The following is an 18,828-nucleotide window of genomic DNA, read 5'->3' on the forward strand; positions in this document are numbered from 1 at the left end:
CTTTTTGTCACCTCCGGACTGCCGGGACGGCTCACTTCACCAGAGCTTCCACCAGGGGCGGGTCGGCGCCCGGGTGGCCTCTTCCGTCTGGAGGTAGGCGCTCTCCGGGAAGTTCTGACGCAGCACGCGCACGGTGTCGTCGCGCAACTGCACCAGGCCGAGTGCATCGTAGCTGCGCGCCATGATGGACAGCGCTTCTTCCACCGCCGGGGAAGTGCGGTACTCGCGCACGGCGGTCTGAGCACGGTTTGCAGCGGCCAGGTAGGCGCCGCGGCGGAAGTAGTACCGCGCAATGTGCACTTCGCCTGCGGCCATCGAGTTGACGATGTGGTTCATCCGCAGACGGGCATCCGGCGCGTACTTCGACGTCGGGAAGCGGTCGATCAGCGTGCGGAACGACTCGTAGGCATCGCGCGACGCCTGCTGGTCACGCTCGGAGATGTCCTGGCTGGCCAGGCGCCCGAACAACCCCAGGTTGTCGTTGAAGTTCACCAGGCCTTGCAGGTAGTAGGCGTAGTCCAGCGCCGGGCTGGTGGGGTGTAGCCGGATGAAGCGTTCCAGCTTTGCCAGGGCCTGCGCTCGCTCGCCGGTCTTGTAATACGCGTAGGCCAGGTCGATCTGAGCCTGCTGAGCGAGAAGGGTCCCCGAAGCCCGGGCTTCGACCTTCTCCAGCTTCTTGATCGCCGTCTCGTAGTTGCCTTCGGAACCGTCGTCCTTGGCGTCTGCGTACAATTTGTCCGGACTGATGTTGGCGAACTCGTCCTTCGGAGTCGACTCACAGGCCGCCAGAGCGGCCGCCATGGCCAGAACCGCAAGGCCCGCGCGGCGGGCGATCAGGTGTCGCCAGGTGGGGGAGGTCAGCAATGTCACGTTCTCGGTGTGCGGCCTGGCCGCGGTCAATCTCGCCTTGCAGCGCCAGAGGCCGCAGTATAGAAGCCCTCGCCCGCATTTCCGCTCCGTGCCCATCCCTCATCGCAACTTTGCTTCATGTCCCGCTCTCGCTCACCCGTCCGCACGCCCGCCTCCGCTCCGCTTTCTGATGCTTCTTCCGCCGGTTTCCCCGAAGGCGATCTGGCTGCGCTCGATGAGGAATGGGAGGACGCTGAGCCATCCGACGGCGCCCCCGCCGCGGCCCCGGACGAGACCGATGTGCGCGTCTGGCAGGTCCCTGCCAGCGCCCATGGCCAGCGGCTGGACGCCTTCCTGGCCGCCGAGGTGACGGCTTACTCGCGCAGCCATCTGAAGTCGCTGATCGAGGACGGCTGCGTCACGGTGGCCGGGCAGGTCATCACGACGCCTTCACGCAAGGTGCTGGCGGGGCAGCCGGTGCAGGCTCGCCTGCGACCCACCGCCCAGAGCCTGTCCTTCCAGCCGGAGGCCATGGCGCTGAACGTCGTGTTCGAGGACGCGCACCTGCTGGTGGTGAACAAGCCCGCCGGTCTGGTGGTGCACCCTGCGGCCGGCAACTGGTCCGGCACGCTGATGAACGGCCTGCTTGCGCACCACGCGAGCGCGGCGGCCCTGCCGCGGGCGGGCATCGTGCACCGACTCGACAAGGACACCAGCGGGCTCATGGTGGTGGGCAAGACGCTGGTGGCGGTGACGGCGTTGAGCCGTGCGATCGCTGCACGGGAAGTCAGTCGGCAGTACCTGGCCCTGGTCCATGGCAAGACGGAAGAGCACTTCTCGGTGAACTCGTCCATCGGGCGCGATCCCGTCACCCGCGTGCGGATGGCCGTCGTGCCCTCGGGCAAGCCCGCCCGTACCGACGTGCAGCGCGTGATGGCGGGTAGCTGGGCGGGGCCCCAGGGCACGGCGCGAAGTTTCAGCGGCGTGCGCTGTACGCTGCACAGCGGCCGCACCCACCAGATCCGCGTCCACCTCAGCAGCCGCCGTCATCCGCTGGTGGCCGACGCCTTGTACGGCGGCGCGCCCGCGCTGGGCATGACTCGCCAGGCGCTGCACGCCACCCGGCTCGCCTTCACCCACCCCATGACGGCCGAGCCGCTGGTGTTCGAGGCCGAGCTGCCCGCCGACATGGCCGAGGCGTGGTCCGTGCTACAGCAAGCTGACAGCGTGTGAGCGTGCTGCCGCGTCTTGACACGCTGTCGTGGATCATGCATGCACGAGCCTGTGAGGTGGTGCATAATGGCCCGGAAGGCGCGGTCATGAACCGTCGCCGCGTGGGCCGGGCTGGCGCTGTGTCGCGTCGCCCGACGCCGGTCTTCAAAGCCGCGTGACGCTCCCGCCCCCCGCCTGAAAAGACCTGAGCCAGCACCTCGCAGTGCCCGGCGTCTGTCAGTCTCCAAGGTGCCGTTCCGCGACAATCCGCCCGAACCGCCTGCCAACCAAGCAGGCCTTACCCGCAAGCCGGTGCGAGATCCGGCCTTCGCCGAGCCTGACTGGCCGGCTACCTTTAGAGGTCCGCATGTGTATCGCGGAGGCTTGCGCCCCGTGAACCGATTGATTGAAGCGATGGAAGTCCTCAATCCGCAGGAAACCCTGCGCATCCTTGAAGCGGCGCTGTTGTGCGCCGATCAGCCCATGACGCTCCGTGAGATGCGGCAGCTGTTGGACGACACCGTGTCCGTGGACACGGTGCGCGCCTTGCTGGCCGAGCTCGCCGTGCAGTGGGAGGGGCGCGGCGTGGAGTTGCGGGAAGTGGGTTCGGGTTGGCGCTTCCAGACGCGTGCCGACGTGCAGGCGCACCTGGATCGCCTCAACCCCGAGAAGCCGCCCAAGTACTCGCGCGCCACGCTCGAGACGCTGGCCATCATCGCCTACAAGCAGCCCGTGACGCGCGGGGACATCGAGGACATCCGGGGCGTGACCGTCAGCTCGCAGATCGTGCGACAGCTGGAGGACCGCGGCTGGGTGGAAGTGATCGGCCACCGCGATGCCCCAGGACGGCCCGGCCTGTATGCCACCACCCGTCAGTTCCTCGACGACCTGGGCCTGGCCTCGCTGGCCCAGTTGCCCACGCTCGAGGGCATGCCGGTGGCGCAAGGGCTGCTGCCTGGCATGGAAGACGCCATGCTGCCTTTGCCGCTGGCCGACGAGGGGGCGCAGGATGGGCCTGCCGCCCAGTCGACCCTCTTGCTGCAAGATCTTTCTGATGAGACGGCTTCCGCGCCTCTGTCCGCTTCGGCGACGGAAGCCGAACCGGTCGGGACACTGCCTCTGGCCGTGTCCGACCCTGCTCCTGCTGGCGCGGATGCGCTGGCCGATGACGTCGCCGTGATGGCTGGCGCATCTTCTTCGACCCCGGCCCCCGACGAGGCCGCTTCGACCGCCCCGCTGACCGAGATGGCTCAGCCCGACGACGGCGTGTCACCACCTTCTTCCCCATCGCATTCATGACCACCGAGTCCGTGCCCATGTCAGAACCCCAAGACCAGCCTCAGGCCGCCGAAGAGGTGGTCAAGCCCAAGCGCACCCGCCGCCCCAAGGCCGAGGCGGCACCCGCCGCCGAGCCGGTCGCGGCCGAGGCGCCCGCTGCGGCGAAGCGTGCACCGCGTCGCCGCAAGGTCGAGGCCGATGCAGCCGAGCCCGCGGTGAGCGAAGCGCCTGCAGCAGAAGCGGCCGTGGTCGAAGCGGCCGAGCCAACTCCGGCTGACGCTGCGGAGGCCAAGCCCCGCCGCGCCCCCCGTCGCAAGCCCACTGCCGCAGCGAGTGAGCCCGCCGGCGCGGTCGAATCCGCACCAGATGTTGCTGAGCCTGTCCGCGAAGTGACGGCGCATGGCGTGATCGAACTCGGGCCCGAGATCGCGGCACAGCCGCAGCAGGCCTCTGACGCGGCACCGGCCGAGGGCGCCAGCGACGAGGCGCCGCGCGGTGAAGGCCGTGGCCGCGACGGCCGTGGTCGTCGTGATCGTGAGCGCCGCCGCGAAGGCGAGCGTGGTGACCGTGCCGAGCGCACCGACCGCCCCGCACAGGTGACCGCCGAGGGTGAAGAGGATGCTGACAACCGTCCGTCGCGCCGCGCCGCCATTGCCGCCGAGCAGGCCTCCGAAGTGTTCGCCGAACTGCTGTCGGGTGATTTCGACAAGGTGCGCGAGGAAGAGGGCGAGGACGCCGCCGGCGAGGAAGGCGGCGCCTACAAGCGCGTGCTGCGTCCCGAGCCCGACGCCCCCAAGCTGCAGAAGGTGCTGGCCCAGGCCGGCGTCGGCTCGCGCCGTGACATCGAACAGATGATCGAGGATGGCCGCATCGAGGTGAACGATCAGGTCGCGCATATCGGCCAACGCGTCTCGTATGGCGACCGCATCAAGGTGGCCGGCCGCCCGATCAAGGTCCGCATTGCGCCGCAGCCCGCCCGTATCCTGGCTTACCACAAGCCGGTTGGCGAAGTCGTCACCCATGACGATCCCCAAGGCCGTCCGACCGTCTTCCGTCGCCTGCCGCGTCTGCAGAATGGCAAGTGGATGTCGGTGGGGCGCCTCGACCTCAACACGGAAGGCCTGCTGCTGTTCACCAACTCCGGCGAACTGGCCAACCAGCTGATGCACCCGCGCTTCGGCGTGGAGCGCGAGTACGCCGTGCGCGTGCTGGGCTCGCTGGACGATGCCTCGCGCCAGCGCCTGCTCGATGGCGTGGAGATCGAAGGCCAGACCGCCTCGTTCGTGGCCATCAGCAATGGTCTGGGCGAGGGCGTGAACCAGTGGTATCGCGTGGTCATCACCGAAGGCCGCAACCGCGAAGTGCGCAAGCTCTTCGACGCTGTCGGCCTGACGGTCAACCGCCTGATCCGCGTCCGTTATGGCGCGATCGTGCTGCCGCGCGGCCTCAAGCGCGGGGTGTGGGTCGAGCTGGGCGAGTCCGATGTGCGGGCAGTGAAGTCACTGGCCGGCATGGACCGCATCGAGTCGCAACAGCCTCGCGGCGGCAAGAGCCAGGGCCAGGGCGGTCAGCAGCAAAAGAGCCAGCAGGGCTTCAAGACGAAGCAGGGCGGCCGTCCGCAACAAGGTCGTCCCGAGCAGGGCCCGCGCCCGCAAGGCGGTCAGAACGCTGCGCCGCAACAGCGCCCGCCGCGTCAGGAACGCGAGCCCGCACCGCGCCGCGATGTGGACGACGATTTCGATCACATCGGCCCCATCCCCAATCCGCTGGAGCAGACCTTCGACCGTCGTTTCGTGAAGAGCGGCTCCAAGCGCATCACCTCGGGTTTCGGGCGTCCGGACCTCGACCATGACCGTCAGCAAGCCGGCAAGCAGAAGGGCCCGCGTCAACCGGATCCGATGCAGACCTCGGTGGGCTACATCGGAGCCGACGCCTTCTTCGGCAACAAGTCGGGCGGTGGCGGCCGACGTGGCGGCGGCAACAGCGGTGGCGGTGGCGGCGGCCGTGGCCGTCGCTGAGTCGTGCCGCGTGCGGGGTTTCGTGCCCCGCGCAAACCCGCGTTGACATCCCCTCAATCACCTGTGCCTGGCATGGTGCTGACGCATGCGCGCAGTACAATGCCAGGTTTTGTCAAGACCATTGCCCATACTGGAGAATCAAATGGCCATCGAACGCACCCTCTCGATCATCAAGCCCGACGCCGTTGCCAAGAACGTCATCGGCCAAATCATCGCCCGCTTTGAAGGCGCTGGCCTGAAGGTCGTGGCCGGCAAGCTGGTTCAACTGTCGCGCGCTGAAGCCGAGCAGTTCTACGCCGTGCACGCCGCCCGTCCCTTCTTCAAGGATCTGGTGGACTTCATGGTCTCCGGCCCCGTGTTCGTGCAAGTGCTGGAAGGCGAAGGCGCCATCCTGAAGAACCGCGACCTGATGGGCGCCACCGACCCGAAGAAGGCTGAGAAGGGCACGATCCGCGCTGACTTCGCCGACAGCATCGATGCCAACGCCGTCCACGGTTCCGACGCTGCCGAAACGGCTGCCGTTGAAATCGCTTTCTTCTTCCCCGGCATGAACGTCTACAGCCGCTGATCGGCTGCTGACGTCGCAAGAGGTCTGTTCATGGACGCGGTCAACCTGCTCGATTTCGACCTTGAAGGGTTGACTGCGTTCTGCGAGAAACTGGGTGAGAAGCGCTTTCGCGCCACCCAGCTCTTTCGCTGGATCCATCAGAAGGGCGCGACCGACTTCGACCAGATGTCGGATCTCGCCAAATCGCTGCGCAGCAAGCTGCAGGGCATTGCGACCCTGAAGACCTTGCCTGTCATCAGCGAGCATGTCTCGTCGGACGGCACCATCAAGTGGCTGTTCGATGTCGGCGGCGGCAATGCCGTCGAAAGTGTGTACATCCCGGAAGACGATCGCGCCACCCTCTGCATCTCATCGCAGGCGGGTTGTGCTGTCGGCTGCCGTTTCTGCTCCACTGGCCATCAGGGCTTCAGCCGCAACCTCAGCACCGGCGAGATCATTGCCCAGCTGTGGCATGCCGAGCACGCCTTGCGTCAGCGCCTGGGGACGTCGGAGCGCATCATCAGCAACGTCGTGATGATGGGCATGGGCGAGCCGCTGCAGAACTACAACGCGTTGGTTCCCGCACTGCGCACCATGCTGGACGACCACGGCTATGGCCTGTCGCGCCGCCGCGTCACGGTCTCCACGTCGGGTGTCGTGCCAATGATCGAGCGCCTGCGCGAGGACTGCCCTGTTGCGCTCGCCGTCTCGTTGCACGCGCCCAACGACCCGTTGCGTGACGAGCTGGTGCCGCTCAACCGCAAGTATCCGATCGACGAGTTGCTGGCTGCCTGTAAGGACTACCTTGAGGCAGCCCCGCGCGACTTCATCACCTTTGAATATTGCATGCTCGATGGCGTCAATGACAGCGACGAGCACGCGCGCCAGCTGATCGCCCTGGTCAAGGGGCGCATCAACTGCAAGTTCAACCTGATTCCCTTCAACCCCTTCCCGGCGTCGGGCCTCAAGCGCTCCGACAACGCGCGCGTGCAGGCCTTCGCGCGCCTGCTGGCCGATGCGGGCATTGTCACGACCGTCCGCAAGACCCGCGGTGACGACATCGATGCTGCTTGCGGGCAGCTCGCCGGCGAGGTGCAGGATCGCACCCGCGCCCACACCCGCATGTTGCGCCAGCCGGTCGCCGTGCCGGTGGCCATGCCCACGCGGGGCGAGCGGCAGCGCTCGGATCGCTGACAGGGCAGGGCGGCCTTGCGCCTACACTGTCAGCCCTGTCCAGGAGAACGCTGAATGAGGAATGTTTCTGTGTCCGGGACCCAGTGGTGTCGCTGGCTCGGCCTGGTGGCCGCCTTGCTGCTGACGGCCTGTGCCACGGGTGGCGCGCCGTCGAGCCGACCGGCCGCACCGTCTGCCGCCACGCGCGGCGACATCATGACCGCCTCCGACGAAACGGAGTCCCGCAAGCGCGCCCGCATCCGTCTCGAGCTCGCTGCCACCTACTTCAATCAGGGGCAATACACCACCGCGCTCGACGAGGTGAAGCAGGGACTGTCGATCGACCCGACCCTCACGGCAGGTTACGAGATGCGTGCGCTCATCTATGCCGCGATGGGCGACAACACCCGCGCACAGCAGGGCTTTCGCGAAGCCCTGGCCCTGGACGAACGCAACGGCAGCGTCCTGCACAACTATGGCTGGTACCTTTGCCAGCAGCGGCAGTACGCGGCGGCCGATGCGTTGTTCGAGCGTGCGGCGAACCTGCCGCAGTCCATCGCCACGAGCAAGACGCTGCTGGCCCGCGGCGTGTGCCAGGTGGCGGCGGGGCTGTACCCGGAAGCCGAGAAGACGCTGACCCGGTCGCTCGAGCTCGACTCGTCCAACCCGGCGACGTCCTTCAATCTCGCATCCGTGCTGTACCGGCGTGGCGAGCTCGAGCGCGCCCGCTTCCACATCCGCCGCGTGAACGCCATTCCAGATCAGGTGACGTCCGAGTCGCTGTGGCTGGCGATCCGCATCGAGCACCGCCTCGGTAACGCGTCCACGCGTGACGAGCTGGCGTCGCAGTTGCGCAGCCGTTTCCCTTCCGCACGCGAGACCACCGCACTGGAACTCGGACGATTTGATGACTGAGCCATCGCTTTCCCCCTCTACTCCGCCTCCGACGGGTGACCCTCGCGTGGCCGGCGCACGGCTGCAGGCCGCGCGTGAGGCGCAAGGGCTGAGCCTGGACCATCTCGCGGCCTCCTTGAAGGTCACGGAAGCCAAGCTGGCCGCGCTGGAGCGGGGCGACCTCGACCAGTTGCCCGACGCGAACTTTGCGCGGGCGCTGGCCAAGACCGTGTGCCGCCAGTTGCAGATCGATCCTGCACCGGTGCTGGCCGAGTTGCCTGCCAGCCGGATGATCCCGCTCGGCCCGGATCGCGAGCCCCTCAACCAGCCCTTCAAGGAGCGGCGCAGCACTGGCCCGCTCTTCGACCGTGCTGGCAAGGGGGCGGATTTCGGGGCTCTGCTGTCTGCACGCTGGCTGGCGCCGCTCGTGTTGCTGCTGGCCGCGCTCGTCGTCTACCTGCTGCCCGAGCAGATCGAGCGGCCAGCCTGGTGGCCCGCAGCGACGGTCGCCCCCGGCGCGACGTCGGCATCTGCCGCCGCGCCGGCAGATGCGTCTGTCTCGGAACCACTGTTTGCGCCCGCCGACGCGGGGGCTGAACCGGCCGCCACCGGCAGCGACCCCGTGCCTGCTCCGCTCACGCCGGAGTCGATTGCGCCGCCACAGGTGGCCGCCTCGTCCGTGGAGGTACCCGCTCCGTCCGCGCCAGCTCCCGAGCCCGCGACCGCCTTGCCGCCGGAAGGCGCCGCACTGGTTGGGCTACGTGCTGTGGAGGACGCGTGGATCGAAGTGCGGGACGCGCGAGGCAAAAAGGTGTTTTCCGGCCTGTTGAAGGCGGGTCAGACGGCCTCGGTGGACGGCGCCGCGCCGATGCGGCTGCGCATCGGCAACGCCACCCATGTCCAGCTCACTCACAAGGGCCAGCCGGTCGCGCTGGCGGCCCACACGCGCAACAACATTGCGCGCCTCGAATTGCCATGAGCCTTGCCAACTGTTCCCTGATCGATGTGGCCAACCCCGCCCCGCGGCGTTCACGCCAGGCCCGCGTGGTCTGGGGATCGCGCGTCGTCACCATTGGCGGTGATGCGCCTGTGCGCGTTCAGTCCATGACGAACACCGACACCGTGGACGTCATCGGCACCGCCATCCAGGTCAAGGAGCTGGCCCTCGCCGGCTCCGAGATGGTGCGCATCACGGTCAACACGCCAGAGGCCGCCCAGGCTGTGCCGCACGTGCGCGAGCAGCTCGACCGCATGGGCATCGACGTCCCCCTGGTCGGCGACTTCCACTACAACGGCCACCGCCTGCTCACCGAGTACCCCGCGTGCGCTGAAGCCCTGTCCAAGTACCGCATCAACCCGGGCAATGTGGGCAAGGGCGACAAGAAGGACCGCCAGTTCGCCCAGATGATCGAAGCCGCCATGCGCTATGACAAGACCGTGCGCATCGGTGTCAACTGGGGCAGTCTGGACCAGGAGTTGCTGGCCTCGATGATGGACGAGAACGCCCGCAGCGCCGACCCGTGGTCCGCGCAGCAGGTGATGTACCAGGCACTGATCAGCTCGGCGCTCCAGTCTGCCAACCTGGCGGTCGAACTCGGCATGCGTCCGGAGCAGGTCATCCTGTCGTGCAAGGTCAGCGGCGTGCAGGATCTGATCAGCGTCTACCGGGGCCTGGCCGCGCGCTGTGATTTCCCGCTGCACCTCGGCCTCACCGAGGCCGGCATGGGCGCCAAAGGCACGGTCGCCTCGGCGGCGGCACTGTCGATCCTGCTGCAGGAAGGCATCGGCGACACCATCCGCGTGTCGCTCACGCCGCAGCCGGGCGAGGCCCGCACCCAGGAAGTGGTCGTCGCGCTCGAGATCCTGCAGGCACTTGGCCTGCGGACCTTCGTGCCCAGCGTCACCGCGTGCCCTGGCTGTGGCCGCACGACCAGCACCGTCTTCCAGGAACTTGCCAAGGACATCGACGATTTCCTGCGCGCACAGATGCCGGTGTGGCGTACGCAATATCCGGGCGTGGAGAACCTCAAGGTGGCCGTGATGGGCTGCATCGTCAATGGCCCGGGCGAAAGCAAGCACGCCGACATCGGTATCAGCCTGCCGGGCACGGGCGAGGCCCCCGCCGCGCCGGTTTTCATCGATGGCGAGAAGGCCTTGACCCTGCGGGGCGAGCGCATTGCAGAAGAGTTCATGGCCCTGGTGCAGAACTACATCGACCGACGTTTCGGCCAGGCCAAGGCCGAGGCCTGATTCCCACAGAACCCCAGAAGAACAAGACCATGGCCGAGATCCTGAAAGCCATCAAAGGCATGAACGACATCCTGCCGCCGGAATCGGCGCGCTGGGAATGGCTGGAAGACATCGTGCGGCAACTGATGCGCCGCTACGGCTTCCAGAACATGCGCACCCCCATCGTCGAGCCCACGGCCCTGTTCGTGCGTGGCCTGGGCGAGGTGACGGACATCGTCGAGAAGGAGATGTACTCCTTTGAAGACAGCCTCAACGGCGACCGTCTGACGCTGCGCCCCGAAGGCACCGCCGGTGCCGTGCGCGCCATCAACGAGCACAGCTTTCTGTACGAAGGCGGCAAGCGCCTGTACTACATCGGCCCGATGTTCCGGCACGAGCGCCCGCAGAAGGGCCGCTATCGCCAGTTCCACCAGGTGGGCGCCGAGGTGCTGGGCTTTGCCGGCCCCGATGTCGACGCGGAGCTGATCCTCATGACGGCCGCGCTGTGGCGCGACCTTGGTCTGGTCGTGGGCCGGGACGTCAAGCTGCAGCTCAACAGCCTGGGCCAGCCCGAAGAGCGCAAGGCCCACCGCGAGGCCCTGATCCGTCATCTCGAGGCGCACGCCGAGCTGCTGGACGAAGACGGCAAGCGCCGCCTGCACAGCAACCCGCTGCGCATCCTCGACACCAAGAACCCGGTCATGCAGCCGGTGGTCGAAGCGGCCCCGCGCCTGCTCGACTTCCTGGGTGAGGCCTCGCTGGCACACTTCAACGCCGTCAAGGCCGTGCTGGATGCCGCCGGGGTGCCTTACGAGGTCAACACGCGCCTGGTGCGCGGCATGGACTACTACAACCTCACCGTGTTCGAGTGGGTGACCGACCGTCTGGGCGCCCAGGGCACGGTGTGCGGCGGCGGCCGCTACGACGGCCTGATCGAGCAGCTGGGTGGCAAGCCGGCGCCGGCCGTCGGGTGGGGCCTCGGCATGGAGCGTCTGCTGCTGTTGCTGGAAGAGGTGGGCGTGCCCGCGCCGGAAACGGCGCCCGACGCGTTCGCCGTCGTGTTCGCCGGCACGCCGCTGCCCACCGTGCTGGCCACGCTCGAGGCCCTGCGCGCCGAAGGCATCGCCGTGGTGCTCAACCCGGCTGGCAAGGAGGGCCCGGCCAGCCCGAAGTCGCAATTCAAGAAGGCCGATGCGAGCGGCGCCCGTTTCGCCCTGGTGTTCGGCCCCGACGAAGTCGCGCAGGGCACCGTGTCCGTCAAGCCGCTGCGTGACGGCGGCGAGCAACTTCGTCAGCCGCTGAACGACGTCTCGGCCTGGGCGCCGTCGCTGCGCGTCGGTCGCCCCTCATAATCCGCGCATTCAACACATCACAGACCCATGGCGACTTTCGACCTCGAACAACAGGAACAGCTCGACCAGTTCAAGCATTTCTGGAAGAAGTACGGCAACCTGATCACCTGGACGCTCGTGCTGGTCCTGGGCGCCTATGCGGCGTGGACGGGATACCTGTACTGGCAGCAGAAGCGCAGCGCCGCCGCGAGCGGCCTGTACGAAGAGCTCGATCGCGCCGCGGAAGCGCGCCAGGCCGACAAGGTCGCACAGGCCTTCAAGGACCTGAAGGCCAACTACGGCGGCACCACGTTCGCCGAGCAGGGCGCCTTGCTGGCTGCCAAGGTGGCGGCCGACAACCAGAAGCTCGACGACGCCAAGGCGGCCCTGCAATGGGTTGCCGAAAACGGCAAGAACGCCAACCTCGTGGCCATCGCGCGGCTGCGCCTGGCCGGCGTGCAACTGGACGCCAAGGCCTACGATGAGGCGCTGAAGACGCTGGATGCCAAGCTCCCGGCCGAATTTGCCCCCCTGGCTGACGACCGTCGTGGCGATGTGCTGCTGGCCCAGGGCAAGAAGGACGAGGCTGCCAAGGCCTTCACGGCCGCGTGGAAGGCCATGGATCCGACGGTCGACTACCGTCGGTTCATCGAAGGCAAACTGACGGCGCTGGGGCAGGCGCCCGCCGCGGCAGCCACGGCTGCCTCTGCCCCCTGACGTCCCCCTCATCTCAGCGCACGCTTCGGCGCGCCCCCTGGTCCGCACACGCATCACACCCATGAGCCTCCTTCGCGCCCTTCAGGCCCCGTCCTCGGGTCACGCCCTTCGACTGACGGCACTCAGCGTGTCCGCACTCGCCCTAGCGGTGGCCCTCGGTGGTTGCGGCAGCAGCAAGCCTCAGCCCGCCCCGCTCGAGCGCTTCCAGCCCGTCGCCAAGCTCGGCATGGCGTGGTCGCAACGCGTGGTCGGCGAAGCGGAAACCCCGGTCAGCATCGCGGTGGTCGCGAACACCGTCACCGTGGCGGGAACCGGCGGCGAAGTGGCCCAGCTCGCCCTCGACACAGGCAAGGCGATCTGGCGCGCAGACCTGCGCGAGCCGCTGTCGGCCGGCATTGGTTCCGACGGCCGGTTTGCTGCCGTGGTCACGGCCCAGAACGAACTGGTGGTGCTCGACCGCGGCGCACCGGTCTGGCGTGAACGTCAGTCGGGCCGCGTGATCACGGCTCCGCTGGTGGCCGGTGAGCGCGTCTTCGTGCAAGGCGTCGACCGGGCCGTGCGCGCCTACGATCTCCGCGATGGCCGTTGGCTCTGGCAGTACCAACGCCCGGGCAGCGAGCCGCTCGCCCTCTCGTCTCAAGGGATGCTCACCCCGTTCCGTGACACCCTGTTGGTCGGGCAGGGCCCGCGCCTGGTGGGGCTGGATCCGGTACGCGGCACGGTGCGGTTCGATGTCACCGTTGGCACGCCCCGCGGCACCAACGAGGTCGAGCGGCTGGCTGACCTGGTCGGCCCGGCCGCCCGCGCCGACGACGAGCTCTGCGTGCGCGCGTTCCAGTTCTCCGTGGCCTGTTTCGAGCTGAACCGTGGCAGCCTGCGCTGGAGTCGCCCACAAGCCGGCACGCAAGCGGTGGCCGCCAACGACAACGTGGTCGTCGGTGCCGACAGCACCGATCGCCTGTCCGCCTGGAAGACCGAGAACGGCGACCTGCTGTGGCGCGTCGACCGCTTCACCCACCGTGGCCTGAGCGCGCCTGCCATCTGGGGCGACAAGCTTGCGGTGGCCGACCGTGAAGGCTATCTGCACCTGCTGTCGCTCGCCGACGGTCGCAACCTGGCCCGCATCGAGCTCGATGCCCCGCTGGCCGCTGCGCCGGTCGTCGTCGCTGACCAGCTGATCGTGCTGTCCCGCAAGGGGACCGTCTCGGCCCTGCGCGCCAACTGATTCTTTTCCCTGATTTCCCATGAAACCTGTCATTGCGCTGGTCGGACGACCCAACGTCGGCAAATCGACGTTGTTCAATCGACTGACCAAGAGCCGCGATGCCATCGTGGCCGACTACGCGGGCCTCACCCGTGACCGCCACTACGGTGAGGGCCGCTCCGGCTCGCGCGCCTTCATCGCCATCGACACGGGCGGCTTCGAGCCGGACTGCACGTCGGGCATCTTCAAGGAGATGGCCAACCAGACGCGCCAGGCTGTCGCCGAAGCCGACGCCGTGATCTTCGTCGTCGACGCCCGCAATGGGCTGTCGGCGCAAGACCACGACATCGCCCGCTACCTGCGTACCGCCAACAAGAAAGTGCTGCTGGCGGCCAACAAGGCCGAAGGCATGCAATCGGGCCCCCAGTTGGCCGAGTTCTACGAGCTGGGCATTGGCGAGCCGATCCCCATTTCCTCGGCGCACGGACAGGGCATCCGCAGCCTGCTCGACATGGCGCTCGACGACTTCTTCGCCGACGAGGACGATGAGGAACCAGAAGAGGAGGGCGACAAGCCCATCCGCCTGGCCGTCGCGGGGCGCCCGAACGTCGGCAAGTCGACCCTGATCAACACGTGGCTGGGCGAAGAGCGCCTGGTCGCATTCGACATGCCCGGCACCACGCGGGACGCCATCAGCGTGCCGTTCGAGCGCAACGGGCAGAAGTTCGAGCTGATCGACACCGCGGGCCTGCGCCGCAAGGGCCGCGTCTTCGAGGCGATCGAGAAGTTCTCGGTGGTCAAGACCCTGCAGGCCATCTCGGACGCCAACGTCGTCCTGCTGCTGGTGGACGCCACCCAGGGCGTGACGGAGCAGGACGCCCACATCGCCGGCTTCATCCTCGAGTCCGGGCGCGCTGTGGTGATTGCCGTCAACAAGTGGGACGCCGTCGACAGTTACCAGCGCGAGATGCTGCAGCGGTCGATCGAGACACGCCTGGCTTTCCTGAAGTTCGCGCCGGTGCTGCACATTTCGGCCATCAAGCGCCAGGGGCTGGGCCCGGTCTGGAAGGCCATCACCGACGCGTGGGCCTCGGCCTCGCGCAAGATGCCCACGCCGGTCCTCACCCGCCTGCTGGCCGAGGCCGTGCAGTTCCAGCAACCGAAGCGTGCCGGGGCGTTCCGTCCCAAGCTGCGTTACGCGCACCAGGGCGGCCAGAACCCGCCTGTCATCGTCATCCACGGCAACTCGCTCGAGCATGTCAGCGAGTCCTACAAGCGCTTCCTCGAGAGCCGGTTCAGAGAGCACTTCAAGCTCACCGGCACGCCGCTGCGCATCGAAATGAAGTCGTCGCAGAACCCGTTCGACGACAAGGCGTGAGCTTCTGCGGGCGCCTTGGTTACAGGGCGCCCCGCTTTGCAAGCCTTCACATGACCCTGAACATGGATCGGTTGGGGACTGTGTTAAGGTGCCCCTTCCGAAACTTTCTTTTAACACGGAGCATATCGTGAGCAACAAAGGGCAACTCCTACAAGACCCCTTCCTGAACCTGCTGCGCCGCGAGCACGTGCCGGTGTCCATCTATCTGGTCAACGGCATCAAGCTGCAAGGTCACATTGAATCGTTCGATCAGTACGTCGTGCTGCTTCGCAACACCGTGACCCAGATGGTCTACAAGCACGCCATTTCGACCGTGGTGCCCGGCCGTGCCGTGAACTTCCACGCCAACGAGTCGACCGAAGGCGGATCCGTTTGATCCGCTGCGCCCTCCAGACCAGTCGATCCTCCTCCTGACGCCTTGACCACCGACTCCCCGTCTGTGCGCCTCGCCAATGAGGACCCCCGGGTCGTGCTGGTCGGGGTCGACTTCGGCCCCGGCTCCTCGTTCGACCCCACCCTCGACGAACTCGCCCTGCTGGCCGAATCGGCCGGCGACCAGCCCGTTGCCAAAGTCACGGCCAAGCGCCGTGCGCCCGATGCGGCCCTGTTCGTGGGCTCGGGCAAGGCCGACGAAATCAAATCCCTTGTGACCCTCTACCAGGCGCACGGGGTCATCTTCGACCAGGCCCTGTCGCCTGCACAGCAGCGCAACCTCGAGCGCCATCTGGGTGTCGAGGTGCTCGACCGCACCGGCCTGATCCTCGAGATCTTCGGTGCCCGTGCCCGAAGCCACGAAGGCAAGCTGCAGGTCGAACTCGCGCGCCTTGAATACCTCTCCACCCGCCTTGTGCGGCGCTGGTCCCACCTGGAGCGCCAGCGCGGCGGGGTGGGGCATCGCGGCGGTCCGGGTGAAACCCAGATCGAGCTCGACCGCCGGATGATCGACCAGCGCATCAAGTCGTTGAAAGAGCGGCTGGTCAAGGTCAAGAAGCAGCGCAACACCCAGCGACGTTCGCGTGAGCGCACCGGCACCTTCCGTGTGTCGCTCGTCGGGTACACCAACGCTGGCAAGTCGACCCTGTTCAACGCGCTGACCAAGGCCGGCACCTATGCGGCCGACCAGTTGTTCGCCACGCTGGACACGACCACCCGGCAGCTGTTCCTGTCCGAGGCGCAGCGCAGCGTGACGTTGTCCGACACGGTGGGGTTCATTCGCGATCTGCCGCACACGCTGGTCGAGTCGTTCGAGGCAACGCTGCAGGAGGCGGCCGAGGCCGATTTGCTGCTGCACGTCGTCGATGCCGCGAGCCCCGTGTTGCACGAACAGATCGACGAAGTGCTGCGCGTGCTCGACAGCATCGGCGCCGGTGCGCTGCCGCAGGTGCTGGTGTTCAACAAGTGCGACAGCCTCGAAGCCCATCAGCAGCCGCACCACCAGCGTGATGTCTACGAATTGCCCTCGGGCCGCCGTTGTCATCGTGTCTTCGTGAGCGCGCTGAAAGGGCAGGGGCTTGATACGCTGCGTGCCGTGCTGGCTGAAGCCGCGGTTTCCGGGCTGGGTGAAGAGGCCATCACCCCCACGGAAGTCGACCCCCGATTCGACAGGCACAATCCCCTTGACTCAGAGGTACCCCCGTCGGCGTACCCTGGTTTTCCGACCGACACAACATGAACATGCATACGCTGGATGCAGGCTCCGTGCCTGCACGATCGATCCGGTTGACGTGGGCGGTGCTGCCCTTGGCGGCCCGGCTTGCCATGGGTGCCGTCCATCGCACGGCCTGGCTCGGTGCTCAGGCGCTGCGTCAGGCCTTGCCCGGCGCGGCCCGCCCGGCGGTGTTGCTCAACCAGCGCAACGACGGTCCGCCTGACCTGGACGAACTCTGGCGTGACTTCAACCGCAAGCTCAGCGGCATGTTCGCCAGCAAGGGCGGCGGCGACAACAACGGGCCCGGTGGCAACATGTCGCCCGACCCCAGCGGCGCCGGCATCGGTGCCGGGCTGATCCTGGGCGTCGTGGCCCTCATCTGGCTTGGCAGCGGTTTCTTCATCGTGCAGGAAGGCCAGCAGGCCGTCGTGATGTCGTTCGGTCGTTTCAGTCATACCGTGGACGCCGGCTTCCAGTGGCGCGCCCCGTATCCCTTCCAGAGCCACGAAGTCGTCAACGTCACCCAGTTGCGTTCGATCGACGTCGGCAGCAACTCCGTGATGCAGGCCACTGGCCTGCGTGACTCGTCCATGCTCACGCGAGACGAGAACATCGTCGACATCCGTTTCACGGTCCAGTACCGCCTGCAGGATGCCCGCCAGTACCTGTTCGAGAACCGCAGCTCCGACGAAGCCGTGCTCCAGGCGGCCGAATCCGCCGTGCGCGAGATCGTGGGCAACAGCAACATGGACTCGGTGCTGTACGAGCAGCGCGACGCCATCGCGGCCGAGTTGGTGAAGTCCATCCAGGCCCAGCTCAACAAGCTGAAGGCCGGCGTGCTGGTTGCCAACGTCAACGTCCAGAGCGTGCAGGCTCCCGAGCAGGTGCAGGCCGCCTTCGACGACGCGTTCAAGGCTGGCGCAGACCGTGAGCGGCTGAAGAACGAGGGCCAGGCCTACGCCAACGACGTGATCCCGAAGGCACAGGGCACGGCCGCGCGTCTGCGTGAGGAAGCCGCCGGTTATTCCGCCCGCGTGGTGGCACAGGCCGAGGGCGATGCACAGCGCTTCAAGTCGGTGTACGCTGAGTACCAGAAGGCGCCCGGGGTCATGCGCGACCGCCTCTACATCGACACGATGCAGCAGGTCTACAGCAACGTGACCAAGGTGATGGTTGAGAGCCGCCAGGGCTCCAATCTGCTGTATCTCCCGCTTGACAAGCTGATGGGCGTGAACGGTAGTGGTGCGCCGGCGGCACCTGCCGCGGCCACTTCTGCACCGGACAACGGCGTGGCCACTGCGCCCGCGGCACCGGGTGTGACCGACTCCCGCTCGCGTGATGGTCTGCGCAGCCGCGACCGCGATGCGCGCTGAAGCGCGCACGCCTCACGCAGCGTCCAAGCATCAAGGAACCCTGACATGAACCGCATCGGTACCTACCTGGTCGGCATCCTGCTGGCCATCGTCATCGCGGCATCGACCCTGTTCGTTGTCGACCAGCGCCAGTTTGCCGTGGTCTACGCACTCGGCGAAATCAAGGAAGTCATCAGCGAGCCGGGCTTGAAGTTCAAGCTGCCCGCGCCGCTGCAGAACGTGATCTTCCTCGACCGTCGCGTGCAGACGCTCGACAGCCCCGAGTCGCGCCCCATCTTCACGGCCGAGAAGAAGAGCCTCGTCATCGACTGGCTGGTGAAATGGCGCGTGACCGAGCCTCGCCAGTTCATCCGTAACAACGGCGTCGACATCCGAAACGCGGAAAACCGCCTTTCGCCCATCGTGCAGGCCGCGCTCAACGAGGAGGTCACCAAGCGCACCGTCGGCGCTGTGCTCTCCACCGAACGCGAGAAGGTGATGCAGGGCGTCATCCGTCGCCTGGCTGACGATGCCAAGTCCTTCGGCATCGAGATCGTCGATGTGCGGATCAAGCGCGTGGACTTCTCGGCCAACATCACCGAGTCGGTCTACCGCCGCATGGAATCGGAACGCAAGCGCGTGGCCAACGAGCTGCGCTCCACCGGTGGCGCCGAAGGCGAGAAGATCCGCGCCGATGCGGACCGCCAGCGCGAAATCATCGTGGCCGAAGCCTACCGCGACGCCCAGAAGATCAAGGGCGAGGGCGATGCCAAGGCGTCGGCGCTGTATGCCGAAGCGTTCGGTCGGGACCCGCAGTTTGCGCAGTTCTATCGCAGCCTGGAGGCCTACCGTGCCACCTTCCGCAGCAAGAGCGACGTGATGGTGATCGACCAGAGCGGCGATTTCTTCAAGACCATGCGGGGCGGCAGCGCTTCTGGCTCCACCGCTGCGCCGCGCAAGTGACCGTGCCGCAGGTGAAGAGAACCCCGTGCGCCGGG

The 18,828-nt window shown here is 67.1% G+C and carries 17 protein-coding genes; 16 read left to right on the plus strand and 1 reads right to left on the minus strand.

The window, feature by feature from the left end:
• Nucleotides 1–36: 36 nt before the first annotated feature.
• A complete protein-coding gene (locus tag DEH84_RS07625) occupies nucleotides 37–801 on the minus strand; it encodes an outer membrane protein assembly factor BamD (RefSeq protein WP_245932759.1) in 765 nt (254 codons plus the stop codon).
• A gap of 186 nt (nucleotides 802–987) precedes the next feature.
• On the opposite strand from DEH84_RS07625, the gene DEH84_RS07630 reads away from it, so the two are divergent.
• From DEH84_RS07630 to hflC, 16 genes are all read left to right on the plus strand, one after another.
• Nucleotides 988–2,082, plus strand: coding sequence for an RluA family pseudouridine synthase (locus tag DEH84_RS07630; protein ID WP_109036228.1), 1,095 nt, complete (start codon nucleotides 988–990; stop codon nucleotides 2,080–2,082).
• Between the two features lie 372 nt (nucleotides 2,083–2,454).
• Nucleotides 2,455–3,360, plus strand: coding sequence for an SMC-Scp complex subunit ScpB (gene scpB, locus DEH84_RS07635; protein ID WP_245932713.1), 906 nt, complete (start codon nucleotides 2,455–2,457; stop codon nucleotides 3,358–3,360).
• Nucleotides 3,361–3,377: 17 nt separating this feature from the next.
• Nucleotides 3,378–5,357 carry a 23S rRNA pseudouridine(2605) synthase RluB gene (rluB, locus tag DEH84_RS07640; protein WP_109038274.1) on the plus strand — a complete coding sequence of 660 codons (1,980 nt, stop codon included), beginning with the start codon at nucleotides 3,378–3,380 and terminating at the stop codon, nucleotides 5,355–5,357.
• A gap of 142 nt (nucleotides 5,358–5,499) precedes the next feature.
• A complete protein-coding gene (ndk, locus tag DEH84_RS07645) occupies nucleotides 5,500–5,925 on the plus strand; it encodes a nucleoside-diphosphate kinase (protein WP_109036232.1) in 426 nt (141 codons plus the stop codon).
• A 30-nt stretch (nucleotides 5,926–5,955) separates the two neighbouring features.
• Entirely contained in the window at nucleotides 5,956–7,098 is a 1,143-nt protein-coding gene (gene rlmN, locus DEH84_RS07650) for a dual-specificity RNA methyltransferase RlmN (protein WP_109036234.1), read from the plus strand.
• A 69-nt stretch (nucleotides 7,099–7,167) separates the two neighbouring features.
• Entirely contained in the window at nucleotides 7,168–7,992 is an 825-nt protein-coding gene (gene pilW / locus DEH84_RS07655; RefSeq protein WP_245932714.1) for a type IV pilus biogenesis/stability protein PilW, read from the plus strand.
• 46 nt (nucleotides 7,993–8,038) lie between these two features.
• Complete coding sequence (locus tag DEH84_RS07660; protein WP_159098903.1) at nucleotides 8,039–8,950, plus strand: helix-turn-helix domain-containing protein; 912 nt, start codon at nucleotides 8,039–8,041, stop codon at nucleotides 8,948–8,950.
• Complete coding sequence (gene ispG / locus DEH84_RS07665) at nucleotides 8,947–10,221, plus strand: flavodoxin-dependent (E)-4-hydroxy-3-methylbut-2-enyl-diphosphate synthase (RefSeq protein ID WP_109036240.1); 1,275 nt, start codon at nucleotides 8,947–8,949, stop codon at nucleotides 10,219–10,221. Before DEH84_RS07660 ends, ispG begins: the two co-directional genes overlap by 4 nt.
• Nucleotides 10,222–10,250: 29 nt before the next feature.
• Nucleotides 10,251–11,552 (plus strand): histidine--tRNA ligase, encoded by a 1,302-nt coding sequence (gene hisS, locus DEH84_RS07670; RefSeq protein ID WP_109036242.1) that lies wholly within the window; start codon nucleotides 10,251–10,253, stop codon nucleotides 11,550–11,552.
• Nucleotides 11,553–11,579: 27 nt separating this feature from the next.
• Complete coding sequence (locus tag DEH84_RS07675; protein WP_109036244.1) at nucleotides 11,580–12,248, plus strand: YfgM family protein; 669 nt, start codon at nucleotides 11,580–11,582, stop codon at nucleotides 12,246–12,248.
• Nucleotides 12,249–12,309: 61 nt separating this feature from the next.
• Nucleotides 12,310–13,473: an outer membrane protein assembly factor BamB gene (gene bamB, locus DEH84_RS07680; RefSeq protein WP_109036246.1), complete on the plus strand. Its 1,164-nt coding sequence runs from the start codon at nucleotides 12,310–12,312 to the stop codon at nucleotides 13,471–13,473.
• A gap of 19 nt (nucleotides 13,474–13,492) precedes the next feature.
• Nucleotides 13,493–14,830, plus strand: a complete 1,338-nt coding sequence (gene der / locus DEH84_RS07685) for a ribosome biogenesis GTPase Der (protein WP_109036248.1) — start codon at nucleotides 13,493–13,495, stop codon at nucleotides 14,828–14,830.
• A 127-nt stretch (nucleotides 14,831–14,957) separates the two neighbouring features.
• Entirely contained in the window at nucleotides 14,958–15,206 is a 249-nt protein-coding gene (gene hfq / locus DEH84_RS07690) for an RNA chaperone Hfq (RefSeq protein ID WP_109036250.1), read from the plus strand.
• 42 nt (nucleotides 15,207–15,248) lie between these two features.
• A complete protein-coding gene (hflX, locus tag DEH84_RS07695) occupies nucleotides 15,249–16,502 on the plus strand; it encodes a GTPase HflX (RefSeq protein WP_245932715.1) in 1,254 nt (417 codons plus the stop codon).
• Nucleotides 16,503–16,504: 2 nt separating this feature from the next.
• Nucleotides 16,505–17,851: an FtsH protease activity modulator HflK gene (hflK, locus tag DEH84_RS07700; RefSeq protein WP_109036252.1), complete on the plus strand. Its 1,347-nt coding sequence runs from the start codon at nucleotides 16,505–16,507 to the stop codon at nucleotides 17,849–17,851.
• Nucleotides 17,852–17,896: 45 nt separating this feature from the next.
• Nucleotides 17,897–18,793: a protease modulator HflC gene (gene hflC / locus DEH84_RS07705; protein WP_109036254.1), complete on the plus strand. Its 897-nt coding sequence runs from the start codon at nucleotides 17,897–17,899 to the stop codon at nucleotides 18,791–18,793.
• Nucleotides 18,794–18,828 lie beyond the last annotated feature (35 nt).

Source organism: Aquabacterium olei, assembly GCF_003100395.1.
GTDB classification, from domain to species: domain Bacteria; phylum Pseudomonadota; class Gammaproteobacteria; order Burkholderiales; family Burkholderiaceae_C; genus Aquabacterium; species Aquabacterium olei.

Bases quoted from the DNA above. Each gene is read 5' to 3' on its own strand.
- hflC (WP_109036254.1), top strand. From the start codon at position 17,897: ATGAACCGCATCGGTACCTACCTGGTCGGCATCCTGCTGGCCATCGTC.
- der (WP_109036248.1), top strand. From the start codon at position 13,493: ATGAAACCTGTCATTGCGCTGGTCGGACGACCCAACGTCGGCAAATCG.
- rluB (WP_109038274.1), top strand. From the start codon at position 3,378: ATGTCAGAACCCCAAGACCAGCCTCAGGCCGCCGAAGAGGTGGTCAAG.
- ispG (WP_109036240.1), top strand. From the start codon at position 8,947: ATGAGCCTTGCCAACTGTTCCCTGATCGATGTGGCCAACCCCGCCCCG.
- DEH84_RS07630 (WP_109036228.1), top strand. From the start codon at position 988: ATGTCCCGCTCTCGCTCACCCGTCCGCACGCCCGCCTCCGCTCCGCTT.
- rlmN (WP_109036234.1), top strand. From the start codon at position 5,956: ATGGACGCGGTCAACCTGCTCGATTTCGACCTTGAAGGGTTGACTGCG.
- ndk (WP_109036232.1), top strand. From the start codon at position 5,500: ATGGCCATCGAACGCACCCTCTCGATCATCAAGCCCGACGCCGTTGCC.
- hflK (WP_109036252.1), top strand. From the start codon at position 16,505: ATGCATACGCTGGATGCAGGCTCCGTGCCTGCACGATCGATCCGGTTG.
- bamB (WP_109036246.1), top strand. From the start codon at position 12,310: ATGAGCCTCCTTCGCGCCCTTCAGGCCCCGTCCTCGGGTCACGCCCTT.
- DEH84_RS07625 (WP_245932759.1), bottom strand. From the start codon at position 801: ATGGCGGCCGCTCTGGCGGCCTGTGAGTCGACTCCGAAGGACGAGTTC.
- hisS (WP_109036242.1), top strand. From the start codon at position 10,251: ATGGCCGAGATCCTGAAAGCCATCAAAGGCATGAACGACATCCTGCCG.
- DEH84_RS07675 (WP_109036244.1), top strand. From the start codon at position 11,580: ATGGCGACTTTCGACCTCGAACAACAGGAACAGCTCGACCAGTTCAAG.